The following is a 16,046-nucleotide window of genomic DNA, read 5'->3' as shown; positions in this document are numbered from 1 at the left end:
CCCAGCGTGTCACCTCGTCACGATCCGCCATCACCACAGACTGGCTGGCCTGCGCTTCCTGCAGTGCTGCATCCAGCTTCAGCAGATCCTGATGCTGTGCCTCCAGCTGCGCGGCCAACCCTGCTTGCGTGGCAATGACATCCTCCGCCTGCGCCAGCCTCGTCTCCAGTTCGTGTGCCCAACGGGAGAGTTCGCTTAAATGCGACTCGTCATACGTTACAAATTGATCAAAAACGTTGGGAGGCAATTTGAATGCCCTCGCCAACCGCCTGTGCTCGTTCGCATAATAAAAGCGATTGAGTCCGTCATCCCAGGCAAACGTATATCCAGCGGAAACAATCAAAGATTCCCAACTGCGAAATGCATCGCGAGTAGAGTTCGGGAGTCTCGCCTCGACCAGAATAATCCATGGTCGATATTTGCTGAAGTCCATTCCCCTGAGTACGCTTTCTTCAGCACCCTCGACATCCACCTTGAGGAAATGGATCTCCTGAACGGACGCATCCGCAAGAATCGAACTCAGCGTTCGTGTCTGTACCGAATGCTCTACTACCTCCATGCCATCATGGCTGTAATTTTTCGCATAATCGACATCCATCGTCGACAGGCCGCTATCCTTTACTTCATAGAGAGTGACCTCTCCATCGGAAGATGATGCAGCCACGCGAAGATTGATGTCGCGCGGGCGATCGACACTCAACTTGTCAAACCAGATCGACACCGGTTCGATGTTGATGCCGTGCCAGCCCATTTCATAAAACGCCTTCGAAACCGAATCCCGTACCGGGTCCTGTGCGCCAACGTCAACGTAGAAACCTTTTTTTACGCGTTTGAGCGCACGCCGCAGCATGACGTCTTCAAAATTCTGCGCGTAGGATATGAATTTCACTTCGGCTCGATCTCGATCTCTGGCGGAAGCCAGGCAATACCTTCGAAATATGGCTTGTCGTGATTTAGCACGGTAAAGATGAACGCAAGGTCACGCCATTCAAAATTGTTCACGAGATGTGTATCCGTGCTGACGAGTGCAGTAGAAATCGAATACGAGCCGACTCCTGCATTTACCCGAAATGCAATTCGAAATTCGACTAGCGCTCCCTCATCAACGTCGGACAACGCCTGTTTCGTATGATGGGTATTGGTGCCATACACTGGCTGCCCAAGGCGATCCTTGATCATGTACCCAAGAACCAGCCTGGGTATCTTCGCCTTGGTGCGGACCATTATCCGCAGAACCACCATATCGCCTACGTTGACGAATTCGACGGGCTGCCCCTCATCATTCAGCAGGTTGATCGATTCAACAACAGCCTCGCCCGTTCCTGACACTGTACGCACGCGGCCATCCGCATGACGATCCAGCTGAACCGTCGCATTTCCCTGCTCCGCGATCAGTGCGTTGTAGAAGTCCATCACTTCTTCCGGGTTGCCATCCTTCACGACCTGCCCGTGGTCGAGCAGAATCGCACGACTGCACAGTGACTGCACGGCTGACTTGTCGTGCGACACGATCAACAATGCCGTCCCCTGTCGCTGGAATTCCCTGATGCGGTCAAAACTCTTGTGCTGGAAGTATGCGTCGCCAACGGAGAGCGCTTCATCCACGATAAGCACATCCGGGCGAAATGCCGTGGCGACGCTGAACGCGACACGCATCTGCATGCCGCTCGAATAAGTGCGCACAGGGTGATCGAAGTATTCACCAATCTCGGCAAAATCCTCGATTGCGGCGATCACTTCATCGATGTTCCGCTGCGAGAATCCCATCAGTCCGGCTGTGTGGTACACGTTCTGTCGACCGGTGAGGTCGAAGTCGAAACCCATGCCGAGTTCAAGGATGGCCGATACACGCCCACCCAGAGTGATACGTCCTTCCGTGGGTCGCAAAGTTCCCGTAATGAGTTTGAGAAGGGTGCTTTTGCCTGCACCATTTTGCCCGATGATGCCTATGGCTTCACCAGCCACCAAGTTGAACGAGACGCCCCTCAGCACCCATGCCTCTTGCCGTGGCTTGACGGGAACCCCAAACCAAGAAACAAATCGTATTAGTTCGCTTCCATAGTCGCGAAAAGCCTTGCCGAGCCCGATGACCTCCAATAATGATCCGTTCACAGCACATCCACCATTTCCGGTGCCGCACGCCTGAACAGGACCAGAGAGCACAACAGCAGGGCAACCGCCGCTACAGCGACAACAGACAGTGCACCAAAATCCGGTGAACGCCCGTACAGGATGACGCTCTGGAAAGCCGCCACCATATGCATCATCGGATTGAACTCGAGTACTACACGCAGACGCTCCGGAATGATGTTCGGCATATAAACGATCGGCGTAAGCCAGAATAGCAGTTGAAGTACCACGGTCATCACCTGCGCCACATCCCTGATAAATACATTCAACACCCCCAGAATCAGACCAAGGCCAAGCGAAAATGCCAGGTTGATGACTATAAGGAGCGGCAGCCATAATACTGCCAGACTCATTGCGTGACCCATGAGCACGAACAGGCCCATTGCCGTCATCAACAAAAGCAGATTATTTATCAATGCGGAACCGCTGATGATGAAAGGCAGGCAAACTCTTGGAAAGGACATTTTTTTCATCAGGTTGCCATTTTCAACAAATATGGTCAGTGACCGAGTCACCACTTCGGCGAACAATGACCACGCAACCATACCCGCCATCAGGTATATGACATAAGCATAACGGTTATCGATGCCGGGCAATTTTGTTGCCATGATGCGTGACAACACCAGCGAATAAATTGCGACTTGCGCCAGCGGCTGCAGGATCATCCAGAGCGCACCGAGCCTGCTCCGTGCAAACCGCGAACGAAGATCGTTCCTGATCGACGAAAAGATGAAGTGACGGTAATTCCATAGCGCCGTCAGTATGTCTTTCATGAATTGCTTGCCTTTACGGGGATGCCAGTTACCGAATCAGAACCCGTGCCTGATGACGATCGTGAAAACGACGACAACGCCTCCAGTCGTCGGATGATATGTGCTGCTGCCGTTTGAAATGAAAGTTTTTCCCGAATATCGATCGCTGCCTGCGCTCCGATTTTCGCAGCGTACTCCCGGTCTTCAACCAGTCGGCGCATCTGCACCGCAGCATGATCCACGTCCGGCTCGGCCCAGCGCTGGCCAGCATGGTGCAGGTATTCGCCTTCATTCACCGGCACCAACCGGTAGTCGACCAGACAACTGTTGTCGGGTGTCATGTACTCCATGTTCCCGGACCAGGCCGTGGCAATCACCGGCTTGCCCAGGCGCATGCTTTCGGCCAGTCCAAGCCCGAATCCTTCCGCCCGATGCAGTGATACATAGGCATCCACGCAACGCTGCAGTGCCTGCATGTCACTGCGGTCGATCACGTCGTCACGAACGATTATGCGTGGATCGGATACCGCAACCCTCAGAAGTTCACGCAGGCACTCGGGATGACGGTAGCCATTACTCGACTTGATCAGGAGTCGAACATCCATGCGGTCGTCGGAGAACGCAAGGCGAAAGGCGTCGATGGCCGCGAAGGGATTCTTCCGGCTCAGGAAGGAATTGAAGTCAAAGCTGTTGAGGAAGATGAATGCGGCGGCGTCCAGACCGAAGTCAGCCCGCTCCAGGCCGCTATCCTCGATTTCACCGACAGGCAATGGCACATGCAATATCGGCTTGTCCGTCACCGGCTCGATCATGCCAGCGATAAAACTGGATGAAACCATAACCTCATCGACCAGCGACAAGGCGGGCAGCCACTCATCCGGGAATGTTTCCAGCTCCCAGAACCAGCATGCAATCGTGTAGCGATTGGCCAGGCGCACATGCCCGATGAACGCGATGGCTTCTTCGAGATAATCCGGATTGACGAAGATCAGATTGACCCCGTACGGCGTGTCTGTGCCGATGTATTGATCCAGGCTGACGTCATCCATGCCGTGGGGTATGTCGAGTTCGATGTTGTAGACGGCCAAAGGGTAGCCCTCAGCCAACAGTGCACGTGTATAGAGACGCGCACTTTCAGCGAGCCCGAACTGACCGCGAGCATAGGCAAATATGTTTACGCCGGCCTTTTCACCAAACTCCTTGTGAAATGCTTCGCTCTCGGCCAGGGCTGGAGCACGGACAGGCGAGCATCCTCTACGCTCCCAGTTCGATGTTCGCTGAAACCTGATTTGCCGACTGGCACGTGAAGCCAAAGCAACGGATAACCGCTTGCGCATGGCTACGGGAAAATGTTGATAGATCGCCTTCAGCCAAGGTCGCCGACGGATCCACGTCGACAGGTCGAGTAGCGCCAGGCCCATGCTTATTTTTGGCTTGTCAGAGACACTCACTGCATGCCTCCCGTCGTCTCGCCGACACAGGCGCCTGTTGCTGCCACAACTCAATTACCCAGTGCGTGCATCAACTCCACGCGAAGATCGGCAAGATCCTCCACTCCCACCGACAGCCGCACCAGCCCATCGCTGATGCCCAACCGCTTGCGGTTGGCCGCCGGCACCGAGGCGTGCGTCATGATCGCCGGATGCTCGATCAGGCTTTCGACGCCGCCCAGCGATTCCGCCAGCGCGAACAACTCACAGCGCTCCAGCATGCGCCGCGCCTTTTTCAGGCCGCCCTTGAGCTCGATCGTGACGATGCCGCCGAAGCCGTGCATCTGGCGCTTGGCCAGCGCGTGCTGTGGATGGCTCTTCAGGCCGGGGTAAATCACCCGCTCGATGGCCGGGTGCTTCTGCAACCACGTCGCCAGTTCCAGCGCGCTGGCGCAATGCTGGTGCATGCGCAGGTGCAGGGTCTTCAGGCCGCGCATGGCGAGGAATGCATCAAACGGACCGGCCACGGCGCCCACCGAGTTCTGCAGGAAGCCCATCGGCTCGGCCAGTTCCTTGCTGCCAGACACGACGATGCCGCCGACCATGTCGGAGTGGCCGTTGATGTACTTGGTGGCCGAGTGCAACACCAGGTCCGCGCCGTATTCCAGCGGCCGCTGCACCATCGGCGAGCAGAACGTGTTGTCGACTACCAGGATCAGGCCATGCTTCTTCGCGAACGCGGCGACCTTGGCCAGGTCGACCAGCTTCAGCATCGGGTTGGTCGGCGTCTCGGCCCAGATCATCCGGGTGTTCGGCTTCAGCGCCGCTTTCAGCGCCGCCGTGTCGTTCAGGTCGATGAAGCTGAAGTCCAGTCCGGCCGAGCGACGGCGCACCCGCTCGAACAGGCGGTAGGTGCCGCCGTAGAGGTCGTCCATCGCGATCACGTGGCTGCCCGAGTCGAGCAGGTCCAGCACGGTCGCCGCGGCGGCCAGGCCGGAGGCGAACGCGAAGCCGGCCACTCCGCCCTCCAAGTCCGCCACGCAGCGTTCGTAGGCCATCCGCGTCGGGTTCTGCGTGCGCGAGTACTCGTAGCCCTTGTGCTTGCCCGGGCTTTCCTGCACGTAGGTCGAGGTGGCGTAGATCGGCGTCATGATCGCGCCGGTGGAGGGGTCGGGGTGCTGGCCGGCGTGGATGGCACGGGTGCCCATTCCCTGTTCACTGCGTTGCTTGCCGCTTTTCATCACTTCGTTTCTCCCAACCCGTCGGACGGATCGCCTGGATGCCAATAAGCCTGTGATTCTAGCCGTTAAGCGGCAGCTGCCGGGCATGCCATGAGGATGACGTTCATCTCAAAGTGAACAAACTGCCGCCTTCTCAGCCTATTTCTTGCCACGGCGCATCCACCATCTTGCCCGCCGCTTGGTCATCACGCCTGGAAGCGGCATCATCTGCTGCCCACCCGGCGTTCAAATCGGCCTGCGCCCCCGCTCAGCCAACCAGGACATATTGATGAACGAATCATCCGCAAGGAGCAAAACCCTGCTGGTCACCGGCGGAGCCGGCTTCATCGGTGCCAATTTCGTGCTGCACGCGGTGGCTGACGGCCTACGCGTGGTCAATCTGGACAAACTCACCTATGCCGGCAATCCGGACACGCTGGTCTCGCTGCAAGGTGATGCGCGTCACGTTTTCGTGCACGGCGACATTGGCGACCGCGCCCTGGTGGCGAAACTGCTGGCCGAGTACCAGCCCGACGCCATCGTGAACTTCGCCGCTGAATCACACGTGGACCGCTCGATCGACGGCCCGGCCGAGTTCGTGCAGACCAACGTGGTTGGCACCTTGGGTCTGCTGGAATGCGCCCGCGACTACTGGCGCAGCCTCGATGGCGCCGCCCGTGAGGGCTTCCGCTTCCTGCACGTATCCACCGACGAGGTGTACGGCTCGCTCGGCGCCGAGGGCAAGTTCACCGAAACCACGCCGTACGCACCGAACTCGCCGTACTCCGCCTCGAAAGCCGCCTCCGACCACCTGGTGCGCGCGTTCCACCACACCTACGGCCTGCCAGTGCTGACCACCAACTGCTCGAACAACTACGGGCCGTACCAGTTTCCGGAAAAGTTGATTCCGCTGGTGATCGCCAAGGCGCTGGCCGGCGAATCGTTGCCGGTCTACGGCGACGGCAGGAACATCCGCGACTGGCTGTTCGTGGGTGACCACTGCAGCGCGATCCGCCGCGTGCTGGAGGCCGGCCGGGTGGGCGAAACCTACAACGTGGGCGGCAATGCCGAGCGCGAGAACATTACCGTGGTGAAGGCGATCTGCGCCCTGCTCGATGAGCGTCGGCCGCTGGCCGACGGCCGCGCGCGCGAATCGTTGATCACCTACGTCAAGGATCGCCCCGGCCACGACCGCCGCTATGCGATCGACTCCAGCAAGCTGCAGCGCGAGCTGGGCTGGAAACCCTCGCAGACCTTCGAGAGCGGTATCGCCGCCACGGTGGACTGGTATCTCGACCACCAGCTGTGGGTGCAGCGCGTGCTCGATGGCAGCTACCGCATGGAGAGACTGAGCGCATGAGCACGAAAGGCATCATTCTCGCCGGCGGTTCCGGCACCCGGCTGCACCCGATCACCCGCGCGATCAGCAAGCAGCTGCTACCGGTGTACGACAAGCCGATGATCTACTACCCGCTGGCCACACTGATGTTGGCCGGCATCCGCGAAGTACTGGTGATCAACACTCCGCACGAGCAAGACATGTTCCGCCGCCTGCTCGGCGACGGTTCGCAGTGGGGCATCGACATCCGCTACGCGGTGCAGCCCTCGCCCGATGGCCTGGCACAGGCATTCACGATCGGCCGCGACTTCGTCGACGGCAAGCCGAGCTGTCTGGTGCTGGGCGACAACATCTTCTACGGTCACGGCTTCACCGAGCGGCTCAAGCGCGCCGCCGCACGCGAACATGGCGCCACCGTGTTCGGCTACTGGGTGAAGGATCCGGAGCGCTATGGCGTGGCCGAGTTCGATACCGCCGGCAAGGTGATCGGGCTGGAGGAAAAGCCGGCCCAACCGAAATCGCACTACGCGGTCACCGGCTTGTATTTCTACGACGCCTGCGTGTGCGACTACGCCGCCTCGTTGAAGCCCTCGCCTCGCGGTGAGCTGGAAATCACTGACCTCAACCGCTGCTACCTTGACAACGGCTCGCTACACCTGGAGCAGCTCGGCCGCGGCTTCGCCTGGCTCGATACCGGCACGCACGAGTCGCTGATGGAAGCAGGCAACTACATCCAGACGATCGAGAACCGGCAGGGCCTCAAGGTGTGCTGCCCGGAAGAGATCGCCTACCTCAACGGCTGGATCAACACCGAGCAGCTGCTGGCGCTGGCCGTGCCGCTGGCCAAGACCGGCTATGGCCAGTATCTGCAGCAGCTGACCCGACAAGGCCGCGTACGATGAAAGTGATCGAAACCACAGTGCCGGGCGCGCTGATCATCGAACCGCAGGTGTTCGGCGACGTCCGTGGTTTCTTCTACGAGAGTTACAACAAGGCCAAATGGATCGAGGCCGGCATCGACGTCGATTTCGTGCAATCCAACGTCTCGCGCTCGGCTCGCGGCGTGCTGCGCGGCCTGCACCACCAGTGGCCGAATCCGCAGGGCAAGCTGGTCAGCGTGCTGGAGGGCGAGGTCTACGACGTGGCGGTGGACATCCGTCGCGGCTCGCCCACCTTCGGGCAATCGATCGGCGTGATGCTGACTGCCGACAATCATCGCCACTTCTGGATCCCGGAAGGTTTCGCGCACGGCTTCTGCGTGGTGTCCGAGTTCGCCACCTTCACCTATCAGTGCACCGCGCTGTACGACGCCAAGGCCGATGCCGGTATCCGCTGGAACGATGCCGCGCTCGGCATCGACTGGCCCATCAGCGCACCGCTCCTGTCGGACAAGGATGGCAAGACGCCGCTGCTCGCGGACGTGCCGCACGAGCGGTTGCCGGTCTACCGGCCGTGAGGATCCTGCTGCTTGGCGCCAACGGCCAGCTCGGCCGCAGCTTCATCGAGGACGGCGGCCTGGCCGCACGCGGCGAGCTGGTGGTCGCCAGCCGTGACGGCGTGCTGGCTGCCGGTGGCCGTGGCGAGATAGCCGACATGTCCGTCCCCGAATCGCTGCCCGCCCTGCTCGACCGCCTGCGGCCGGACGTAATCGTCAATGCCGCCGCGTATACCTCGGTCGACCGTGCCGAGCAGGAAGAGGCGCTGGCCACCCGTGTCAACGGCGAGGCGGTCGGCGTGCTGGGCCAATGGGCCGCGGCACAGGGCGCGCTGGTGATCCACTACTCGACCGACTACGTGTTCGACGGCAGGCAGGCGCAGCCGTATGCCGTCGACGCGCCTACCGGCCCGCTCGGCGCCTACGGCCGCAGCAAGCTCGTCGGCGAGCAGGCGCTGCACGGCAGCGGCGCCGATCACCTCACCTTCCGCACGGCATGGGTCTACGCCGCGCACGGCCACAACTTCCTGCGCACCATGCTGCGTCTGGGCGCGGAACGCGACGAACTGCGCGTGGTGGCCGACCAGCACGGCGCACCCACCGACACGATGCTGATCGTGCGCGGCACGCTAGCTGCACTCGACCGCTGGCTGCAGTCGGATGGTATGCAACGCCATGCACTGGCGGGCACCCACCACCTGGTCGCCAGCGGCGCGACGACCTGGCACGGCTTCGCCAGCGCGATCTTCGGCGAAGCCGTGGCACTGGACCTGTTGGCACGCTCGCCCCGCGTGGTCGCGATCACCAGCGCGGAGTTTCCCACGCCGGCCGTGCGCCCGGCCTGGTCGTTGCTGGACAATGCCGGCTTCCGGCAGCGCTTCGGCTTCGCCCCGGCCGACTGGCAACACGGCCTGCATGATGTCATGCGCAGGCTGGTCACAAGCAATCACTGAAAAGGACCAGTCATGTTGATTCCCCTCATCCTCAGTAGCGGCAGCGGTACCCGGCTGTGGCCGGTCTCGCGCAAGAACCTGCCCAAGCAATTCCTGGCACTGGCCGGCAAGGGCACGCTGTTCCAGCAGACCATCGCGCGCACCCGGCAACTGCCGCAGGTCGCCGCGCCGATCGTGGTCGCGAGTGAAGATCATCGTTTCCTTGCCGCCGACCAGTTGCTGGAAGCGGGCATCGAAGACGCCACCATCGTGCTGGAACCGCTGGCGCGCAATACCGCGCCGGCGATCGCGCTGGGCGCGCTGCAGGCGTTGCAGCGCGACGTCGATGCCACGCTGCTGGTGCTGCCGGCCGACCACCTGATCGGTGACACCGCCGCCTTCGTCGAGGGCGTAAGGCAGGCCATGCCGCTGGCCGCGCAGGGTTGGCTGGTGACCTTCGGCATCCGTCCGGATCGCCCGGAAACCGGCTTCGGCTACATCCGCCGCGCCGAAGCGATCGACGGTCACGGTTTTCGCGTGGAGCAGTTCGTCGAGAAGCCCGACCTGACCACCGCCGAGTCGTACCTCACCGATGGCGGCTACGACTGGAACTCCGGCATGTTCCTGTTCAAGGCTTCGCGCTACCTGGAAGAACTGGCCGTGCACGCACCGGCGATGCTGGCCGCGGTGCGCGAGGCGCACGCGAAAGCCACCGCCGACCTCGACTTCGTGCGCATCGACCGCGACGCATTCGCTCAGGTGCCGGACAAGTCGATCGACTACGCGGTGATGGAGAAGACCCGGCGTGCCGCGGTGATCCCGGTCAGCTGCGCGTGGAGCGACATCGGCTCGTGGTCGGCGCTGTGGCTGACCGGTGACAAGGACGCCGACGGCAACCTGCGCGAAGGCGACACCATGGCGGTGGACACGCGCAACTCACTGCTGCGTTCGCACGATCGCCACCTGCTCGCCACCGTCGGCGTCGACGACCTGATCGTGGTGACCACGCCGGACGCCACCCTGGTGGTGCACCGCGACGCCGCGCAGGACGTGAAAAAGATCGTCGAGCAACTGAAGGCCGCTGGCCGCAGCGAGCACTCGCTGCACCGCGTGGTGTACCGGCCGTGGGGCAGCTATGACTCGCTGGAGGAAGGCCAGCGGTTCCAGGTCAAGCGCATCGTGGTCAAACCCGGCGCCAGCCTGAGCCTGCAGAAGCACCACCATCGCGCCGAACACTGGATCGTGGTCTCCGGCACCGCCGAGGTCACCTGCGACGACAAGGTGTTCCTGCTCGGCGAGAACCAGAGCACCTACATCCCGCTGGGCAGCAAGCACCGCCTGCGCAACCCCGGCAAGGTCGCGCTGGAACTGATTGAAGTGCAGTCCGGCAGTTATCTCGGCGAAGACGACATCGTCCGCTACGACGACGTCTACGGCCGCGCCTGACGACCCGCTGCGCCTGAAATCGCAGGAGCACTCCCTGTGCGCGGCTTCTCGTCACGGGACGAAGAGCATCGCGCACAGCGGGTGCTCCCGCACGTCATTCCACGGTGACCGACTTGGCCAGGTTGCGCGGCTGGTCGACGTCGGTGCCGCGCAGCACGGCGACGTGGTAGGCGAGCAGTTGCAACGGTATGGTGAACACGGCCGGGGCGATGAAGCTGCCGCCTGAGGCCATGCGCAGCATCCTGCCGTGGCTGGCCATGTCGTCCATGCCGGCGCCGCCATCGGCGAACACGATCAGCCGGCCGCCACGGGCGCGCACTTCCTGCAGGTTGGACTTCAGCTTGTCCAGCAGTGGGCCGTTCGGCGCCACTGCAATCACCGGCATGTTCTCGTCGACCAGTGCCAGCGGGCCGTGCTTGAGTTCGCCGGCCGGATAGGCCTCGGCGTGGATGTAGGAGATTTCCTTGAGCTTCAGTGCGCCTTCCAGCGCCACCGGATACTGCACGCCGCGGCCGAGGAACAACGCGTGCTGGCGATGGATGAAGTCGCCGGCCAGCTCGATGATCGCCGGCTCCATCTGCAGCGCCTCCTCGATCGCGCGCGGCAGGTGCTGCAGCTCGGCGCACAGCGCCGCGTAACGATCGTCGTCGAGGCCGTGGCGGCGGGCCAGTTCCAGCGTCAGCAGGGCGAGCCCGGCGAGCTGGGTGGTGAAGGCCTTGGTCGAGGCCACGCCGATCTCGGGGCCGGCGCGGGTCATCAGCTTCAGGTCGGCTTCGCGCACCAGCGACGATTCCGGCGAATTGCAGATGACCAGCGTGCCGAGGTAGCCGCGGCGGCGCGATTCGCGCATCGCGGCCAGCGTGTCGGCGGTTTCGCCGGACTGCGAGATGGCCACGAACAATGTGTCGGCCGGCACCACCGTCTCGCGGTAGCGGTATTCGCTGGCCACTTCCACGCTGACCGGCAACCGCGCGAATTCCTCGATCCAGTATTTGGCGACCAGGCCGGCGTGATAGCTGGTGCCGCAGGCGACGATGTGCAGCCCGCGGGTGGCCTGCAACAACGCCCCGCTGTCGATGCCGAAGATGTTCGGCAGCACGCCATGCGGGCCGATGCGCGCTTCCAGCGTGTCGGCAACCGCGCGCGGTTGCTCGAAGATCTCCTTCTGCATGTAGTGGCGGTACTCGCCACGCTCGACCGCGTCGGTGGACAGCTCGCTCTCGTACACGGTGCGCTCGACCGGTGCGCCATCGAGGCTGAACACCTGCACGCTGTCGCGGGTGATCTCGACCACGTCGTCCTCGTCCAGATGCAGCATCCGGTTGGTCACCTGGATCAGCGCCTGCGCGTCGGAGCCGAGGAAGTTTTCGCCGATGCCGAGGCCGACCAGCAACGGCGCGCCACGACGGGCACCGACCACGCGGTCGGGTTCGTCGCGGCTGACCACGGCGATCGCGTAAGCGCCTTCCAGTTCGCGCACGGTGGTCAGCACCGCCTCGCGCAGCCGCATGCCCTGGCTGATATGCCGGTCGATCAGCACGGCCATCACTTCGGTATCGGTTTCCGAGGTGAACACGTGGCCGCTCGCCTGCAGTTCGGCGCGCAGGCTGGCATGGTTCTCGATGATGCCGTTGTGCACGATCGCCACCCGGCCGGCGATGTGCGGATGCGCGTTCGCCTCGCTCGGCACGCCGTGGGTGGCCCAGCGGGTATGCGCGATGCCGGTGCCACCGGGCAGCGGATCGGCCAGGTACAGCGCCTCCATCTCGCGCACCTTGCCCTTGGCACGCACGCGCTGGATCACGCCGTGGTCGAGGATGGCTACGCCGGAGGAGTCATAACCCCGATATTCAAGCGCCTTCAGACCCGCAATCAACAGCGGCGCGACATCACGCTGGGCAACGGCAGCAACGATTCCGCACATCGGGGCAGCTTCCTTTGATGGGTGGCGGAGCCTCCGGGCTCTGCCATGGGCTGGTGATTCTGGCAGGACTGCATTAACGCAACCTTTCGCATGCCAACCGTCACCTCGGCACGCATGGCAGCGGGGCGTTCAATCCACCTTGCGGCGCAGCCAGTTCAGCAGGTCGATGCGGGTGATCAGGCCGAGGAAGTCCTCGCCGTCGACCACGATGGCCACGTGGCCGCGCTCGAACACCGGCAGCAGCGACTCGACCGGCGAACGCACGTCGAGCTTCTGCAGGTTGGTCATCATCGCGGTCGACACCGGGTCACGGAAGCGCGCGCCGTCGGCATGCACGTGGATCAGCACGTCGGACTCGTCGACGATGCCGACCAGCTTGCGCCCGTCCATCACCGGCAGCTGCGACACGTCGTACAGCTTCATGCGGTTGTAGGCGGTGATCAGCAGCTCGTTCGGGCCGACCACCACGGTGTCGCGCTGAGCGAACGGGCGCAGCAGCAGGTCGCGCAGGTCGCCGTGCTGCTCGCGTTCGATGAAACCGTTGTCGAGCATCCAGTAGTCGTTGTACAGCTTGGACAGGTACTTGTTGCCGGTGTCGCAGACCAGGGTCACCACGCGCTTCGGCGTGGTCTGCTCGCGGCAGTAGCGCAACGCCGCGGCCACCAGCGTGCCGGTGGACGAGCCACCGAGTACGCCTTCCTTCGCCAGCAGTTCGCGCGCGGTGAGGAAGCTTTCCTTGTCGGGGATCGCGTAGGCCTTCTTGACCCGGGTGAAGTCGCTGATCGAGGGCAGGAAATCCTCGCCGATGCCCTCGACCATCCAGCTGGCGGACTTGGTCGAGAGCGTGCCCTCGTTGATGTACTGCGCCAGGATCGAGCCGACCGGATCGGCCAGCACGAATTCCGTCTGCGGCGAGTGGTCGGCGAAGAACTTCGACAGCCCGCTCAGCGTGCCGGACGAGCCGCAGCCCACCACCACCGCGTCGACCTGGCCGTCCATCTGCTCGAGGATCTCCGGCCCGGTGCTGGCGATGTGCGCGGCCGGGTTGTCGGGGTTGCCGAACTGGTTGATGAAGTAGGCGCCGGGTGTTTCGCGGGCGATCCGCTCGGCCATGTCCTGGTAGTACTCCGGGTGGCCCTTGGCCACGTCGGAGCGGGTCAGCACCACCTCGGCGCCCATCGCCTTCAGGTTGAAGATCTTCTCGCGGCTCATCTTGTCCGGCACCACCAAGATCAGCCGGTAACCTTTCTGCTGCGCGACCAGCGCCAAGCCCAGGCCGGTGTTGCCGGCAGTGCCCTCGACCAGGATGTCGCCCGGGCGGATGCGGCCGTCCTTCTCGGCGCCCTCGATCATCGACAGGCCAATGCGGTCCTTGATCGAGCCGCCGGGGTTGGTGCTCTCCAGCTTGAGGAACAGCGAGCACGGCCCGGTGTCCAGGCGCTGCGCGCGCACCATCGGGGTACGTCCGATCAGTTCGAGGACACTCTGGTGGACCGTCATGGGGGCTCCGTCGCTGGGCGCAGCCGCGGGCGATACCGCCGCTGCAGGATCGCCATGATAACCGCTCGACCCGGCCGCACGCCGCAAACGCGGCGGCCCCGGCACCCTTCCCGATAGGCAGGGAAGAGCCCGGGGCCGCGTTCGCGTGAAGCAGCAGGGTCAGTGGATGAGGTGCGCCCGATCCACCCACATGCGCTCGAGCCGCGCCTTGGCCAGCAGTTTCTCCTTCTTCATGCTGGCGAGGGTGACATCGTCGATGGGCAGCACGCCGATATCGGCGTCGTGCACCTTGCTGTCGAGTTCCCGATGATGCTGGTAGAGCCGCCGGAATTCGGCGTCGGCCTTCATCAATGCCTCGACATCATCACGCTGCTGGTTTTCAAACATGATCCGACCTCCTCGCGAGTTGACGTGCGGATGCGACAGGAGCATCCGCAGACGATGAACGCATGCGCGCACCCCGCCACCCACGCCGGATGACCGGGACGCAGGGGAAGCATGAAAACGTGGGATAAGCGCATGGTTCGAGTCAGTGACCCACAAGGCCTGGATGCCTCGTGGGACTTCGACCCTACTCCGCCGCCAGAGGAGCTGCAAGCCTTTCGGAAGACTCTTCACGAAACCCGGAAATTCACGTGAAAAAGCTGTCAGAACAGTATTTTACAATTGACTGACCGAAGCCCCGGTAATCCCGCCCCGAGGCCGCGGCAGGGCGCAGTTGCGTCCTGCCGGGAGCGTCTCAGGGATGCTGTTTCGACGTGTCCGGGCCCGCCTCGGCGGGCTTGTCGGCTTCCATCTGCGAACGCATCGCCTTGGCCGCCTGGGCCGCCAGCTCGGCCTGGCGCTTGGCGGCCCTGGCCACCTTGCTCTGCGCCGCCGCCAGCTTTTTCGCCCGCTCGGCTTCGGCACGCGCCTGGTCGGCCGCCTGCGAGTATTCCTGTCCCTGTGCCTGCAACCGGGCGGCCTCTTCCTGCGCCAGCTGGTACTGCAGGCGCTGGCGCTCCAGTTCGCGCCGCGCCAGTTCCGCATCGCGCCGGCTGTTGTCGAGCAGGATCTGGTCGTGCTCGCGGTCGAGCTGGGTCAGCTTGAGCTGGGCGTCCTGCAGTTGCGCGGCAGTCTTGGCCAGATCGACCCGGCGCTCGGCCAGGTACAACGCGTGCGGCCGCTCGCGCGAGCTGGCCTGGGCCAGCCGGTTGATCGCGTCGCGGGCACGCGCCTGTTCGGCCTGCGCGTAGCTGCCCATGCCGGGATCGTTGGCGAGCTGGTCGAGGCTGCCGGTCAGCCGGCTGATGTCGATGTCGTCCTGCCGGGCGTGCGCCGACCCCAGGGTGGCCAGCGCCAGGGCGACCGCGGCAAGGATGGCAGTGGAGCGCTTCATGGCTGACCTCCATGGGAGTTCGCGGCGGGTTGCTGGACGGTGTCGGGCACGGTCTGGAAACCGTCAGCCGGCGGCGCGGACAGGACCGACGACGACGGCGCCGGCATGTCCGCGGGCGGCGCGACGCTGGACGGTGGCGGTGGTGACGGCGGCGCCTGGGCGGCGGCCGCGGCCTGTTCGCCCTGTTGCCGCAGGCGGGTGTTTTCCTGCACCTTGCTCTGGATCTGCGCCCGCGCCGCGCCCAGCCGGGCCTTGGCCTGGGCCAGCTCGGCGTCGGCCCGCGACTCCTCGGCCAGACTCGCCGCGTCGGCGTACTTGCGCTCGGCCATGGCCGCCTGCGCCAGCTGGAACTTGTCCTGCGCGAAGCCCAGGTCGACCGGCGCATAATCCGCCGCCCCCGCATCGCGGGCCATCTGCAGCTGGGTCTGCGCCATGTTCATCGAGTCATTCGGCGGCGGCACCGAGGCGCAGCCGGTCAGCGCCAGGGCCAGTACCAGGAAGGCCAGGGCCGTGCGGATACGGCGCGGGGATCCGGCCGGCGGGGAAAAGATGTACATCAC

General features: G+C 63.4%; 15 protein-coding genes. 5 read left to right on the top strand and 10 right to left on the bottom strand.

Going from position 1 to position 16,046, the window contains the following annotated elements; all coding sequences use genetic code 11:
• The 5 genes from IMW82_RS17765 to IMW82_RS17745 form a co-directional block, all read right to left on the bottom strand.
• Positions 1–889, bottom strand: an 889-nt coding sequence (locus IMW82_RS17765) for an FkbM family methyltransferase (RefSeq protein ID WP_211005533.1), incomplete at its 3' end; no start/stop codon positions are given.
• Entirely contained in the window at positions 886–2,112 is a 1,227-nt protein-coding gene (locus tag IMW82_RS17760) for an ABC transporter ATP-binding protein (RefSeq protein WP_211005532.1), read from the bottom strand. The genes IMW82_RS17765 and IMW82_RS17760, both read right to left, overlap by 4 nt.
• Positions 2,109–2,903, bottom strand: coding sequence for an ABC transporter permease (locus tag IMW82_RS17755; protein WP_211005531.1), 795 nt, complete (start codon positions 2,901–2,903; stop codon positions 2,109–2,111). The genes IMW82_RS17760 and IMW82_RS17755 overlap by 4 nt, the downstream gene beginning before the upstream one ends.
• Positions 2,900–4,333, bottom strand: a complete 1,434-nt coding sequence (locus IMW82_RS17750; RefSeq protein WP_345777146.1) for a glycosyltransferase family 4 protein — start codon at positions 4,331–4,333, stop codon at positions 2,900–2,902. The genes IMW82_RS17755 and IMW82_RS17750 overlap by 4 nt, the downstream gene beginning before the upstream one ends.
• Before the next feature lie 50 nt (positions 4,334–4,383).
• A complete protein-coding gene (locus IMW82_RS17745; RefSeq protein WP_211005530.1) occupies positions 4,384–5,553 on the bottom strand; it encodes a PLP-dependent aspartate aminotransferase family protein in 1,170 nt (389 codons plus the stop codon).
• 268 nt (positions 5,554–5,821) lie between these two features.
• On the opposite strand from IMW82_RS17745, the gene rfbB reads away from it, so the two are divergent.
• The 5 genes from rfbB to IMW82_RS17720 are packed head-to-tail and all read left to right on the top strand — an operon-like array spanning position 5,822 to position 10,684.
• On the top strand, positions 5,822–6,892 hold the full coding sequence (rfbB, locus tag IMW82_RS17740; protein WP_211005529.1) for a dTDP-glucose 4,6-dehydratase: 1,071 nt from the start codon (positions 5,822–5,824) through the stop codon (positions 6,890–6,892).
• Positions 6,889–7,773 (top strand): glucose-1-phosphate thymidylyltransferase RfbA, encoded by an 885-nt coding sequence (rfbA, locus tag IMW82_RS17735; protein WP_211005528.1) that lies wholly within the window; start codon positions 6,889–6,891, stop codon positions 7,771–7,773. Before rfbB ends, rfbA begins: the two co-directional genes overlap by 4 nt.
• Positions 7,770–8,327, top strand: a complete 558-nt coding sequence (gene rfbC, locus IMW82_RS17730) for a dTDP-4-dehydrorhamnose 3,5-epimerase (RefSeq protein WP_211005527.1) — start codon at positions 7,770–7,772, stop codon at positions 8,325–8,327. Before rfbA ends, rfbC begins: the two co-directional genes overlap by 4 nt.
• A complete protein-coding gene (rfbD, locus tag IMW82_RS17725; RefSeq protein ID WP_211005526.1) occupies positions 8,324–9,259 on the top strand; it encodes a dTDP-4-dehydrorhamnose reductase in 936 nt (311 codons plus the stop codon). Before rfbC ends, rfbD begins: the two co-directional genes overlap by 4 nt.
• Before the next feature lie 12 nt (positions 9,260–9,271).
• Complete coding sequence (locus tag IMW82_RS17720; protein ID WP_211005525.1) at positions 9,272–10,684, top strand: mannose-1-phosphate guanylyltransferase/mannose-6-phosphate isomerase; 1,413 nt, start codon at positions 9,272–9,274, stop codon at positions 10,682–10,684.
• 94 nt (positions 10,685–10,778) lie between these two features.
• Here the strand turns inward: IMW82_RS17720 and glmS are convergent, their stop codons facing one another.
• The 5 genes from glmS to IMW82_RS17695 all read right to left on the bottom strand — a co-directional run bounded on the left by glmS (position 10,779) and on the right by IMW82_RS17695 (position 16,043).
• A complete protein-coding gene (gene glmS / locus IMW82_RS17715; protein ID WP_211005524.1) occupies positions 10,779–12,608 on the bottom strand; it encodes a glutamine--fructose-6-phosphate transaminase (isomerizing) in 1,830 nt (609 codons plus the stop codon).
• 129 nt (positions 12,609–12,737) lie between these two features.
• Complete coding sequence (locus IMW82_RS17710) at positions 12,738–14,108, bottom strand: pyridoxal-phosphate dependent enzyme (protein ID WP_211005523.1); 1,371 nt, start codon at positions 14,106–14,108, stop codon at positions 12,738–12,740.
• A 159-nt stretch (positions 14,109–14,267) separates the two neighbouring features.
• Positions 14,268–14,495: a YdcH family protein gene (locus tag IMW82_RS17705; RefSeq protein ID WP_108470423.1), complete on the bottom strand. Its 228-nt coding sequence runs from the start codon at positions 14,493–14,495 to the stop codon at positions 14,268–14,270.
• 352 nt (positions 14,496–14,847) lie between these two features.
• Entirely contained in the window at positions 14,848–15,486 is a 639-nt protein-coding gene (locus IMW82_RS17700) for a hypothetical protein (RefSeq protein ID WP_211005522.1), read from the bottom strand.
• Positions 15,483–16,043 carry a DUF4398 domain-containing protein gene (locus tag IMW82_RS17695; protein WP_211005521.1) on the bottom strand — a complete coding sequence of 187 codons (561 nt, stop codon included), beginning with the start codon at positions 16,041–16,043 and terminating at the stop codon, positions 15,483–15,485. The genes IMW82_RS17700 and IMW82_RS17695 overlap by 4 nt, the downstream gene beginning before the upstream one ends.
• Between the last annotated feature and the right edge of the window lie 3 nt (positions 16,044–16,046).

The organism is Rhodanobacter sp. B2A1Ga4, assembly GCF_018101315.1.
Classification (GTDB): Bacteria; Pseudomonadota; Gammaproteobacteria; order Xanthomonadales; family Rhodanobacteraceae; genus Rhodanobacter; species Rhodanobacter thiooxydans_A.
This window is presented reverse-complemented; position numbering and strand designations above follow the sequence as displayed.

What these genes read in the sequence shown, in the direction of transcription:
- IMW82_RS17755 (WP_211005531.1), bottom strand. Translation starts at nt 2,903, where the DNA reads ATGAAAGACATACTGACGGCGCTATGGAATTACCGTCACTTCATCTTT.
- IMW82_RS17745 (WP_211005530.1), bottom strand. Translation starts at nt 5,553, where the DNA reads ATGAAAAGCGGCAAGCAACGCAGTGAACAGGGAATGGGCACCCGTGCC.
- rfbB (WP_211005529.1), top strand. Translation starts at nt 5,822, where the DNA reads ATGAACGAATCATCCGCAAGGAGCAAAACCCTGCTGGTCACCGGCGGA.
- rfbA (WP_211005528.1), top strand. Translation starts at nt 6,889, where the DNA reads ATGAGCACGAAAGGCATCATTCTCGCCGGCGGTTCCGGCACCCGGCTG.
- rfbC (WP_211005527.1), top strand. Translation starts at nt 7,770, where the DNA reads ATGAAAGTGATCGAAACCACAGTGCCGGGCGCGCTGATCATCGAACCG.
- IMW82_RS17720 (WP_211005525.1), top strand. Translation starts at nt 9,272, where the DNA reads ATGTTGATTCCCCTCATCCTCAGTAGCGGCAGCGGTACCCGGCTGTGG.
- glmS (WP_211005524.1), bottom strand. Translation starts at nt 12,608, where the DNA reads ATGTGCGGAATCGTTGCTGCCGTTGCCCAGCGTGATGTCGCGCCGCTG.
- IMW82_RS17710 (WP_211005523.1), bottom strand. Translation starts at nt 14,108, where the DNA reads ATGACGGTCCACCAGAGTGTCCTCGAACTGATCGGACGTACCCCGATG.
- IMW82_RS17705 (WP_108470423.1), bottom strand. Translation starts at nt 14,495, where the DNA reads ATGTTTGAAAACCAGCAGCGTGATGATGTCGAGGCATTGATGAAGGCC.
- IMW82_RS17700 (WP_211005522.1), bottom strand. Translation starts at nt 15,486, where the DNA reads ATGAAGCGCTCCACTGCCATCCTTGCCGCGGTCGCCCTGGCGCTGGCC.
- IMW82_RS17695 (WP_211005521.1), bottom strand. Translation starts at nt 16,043, where the DNA reads ATGTACATCTTTTCCCCGCCGGCCGGATCCCCGCGCCGTATCCGCACG.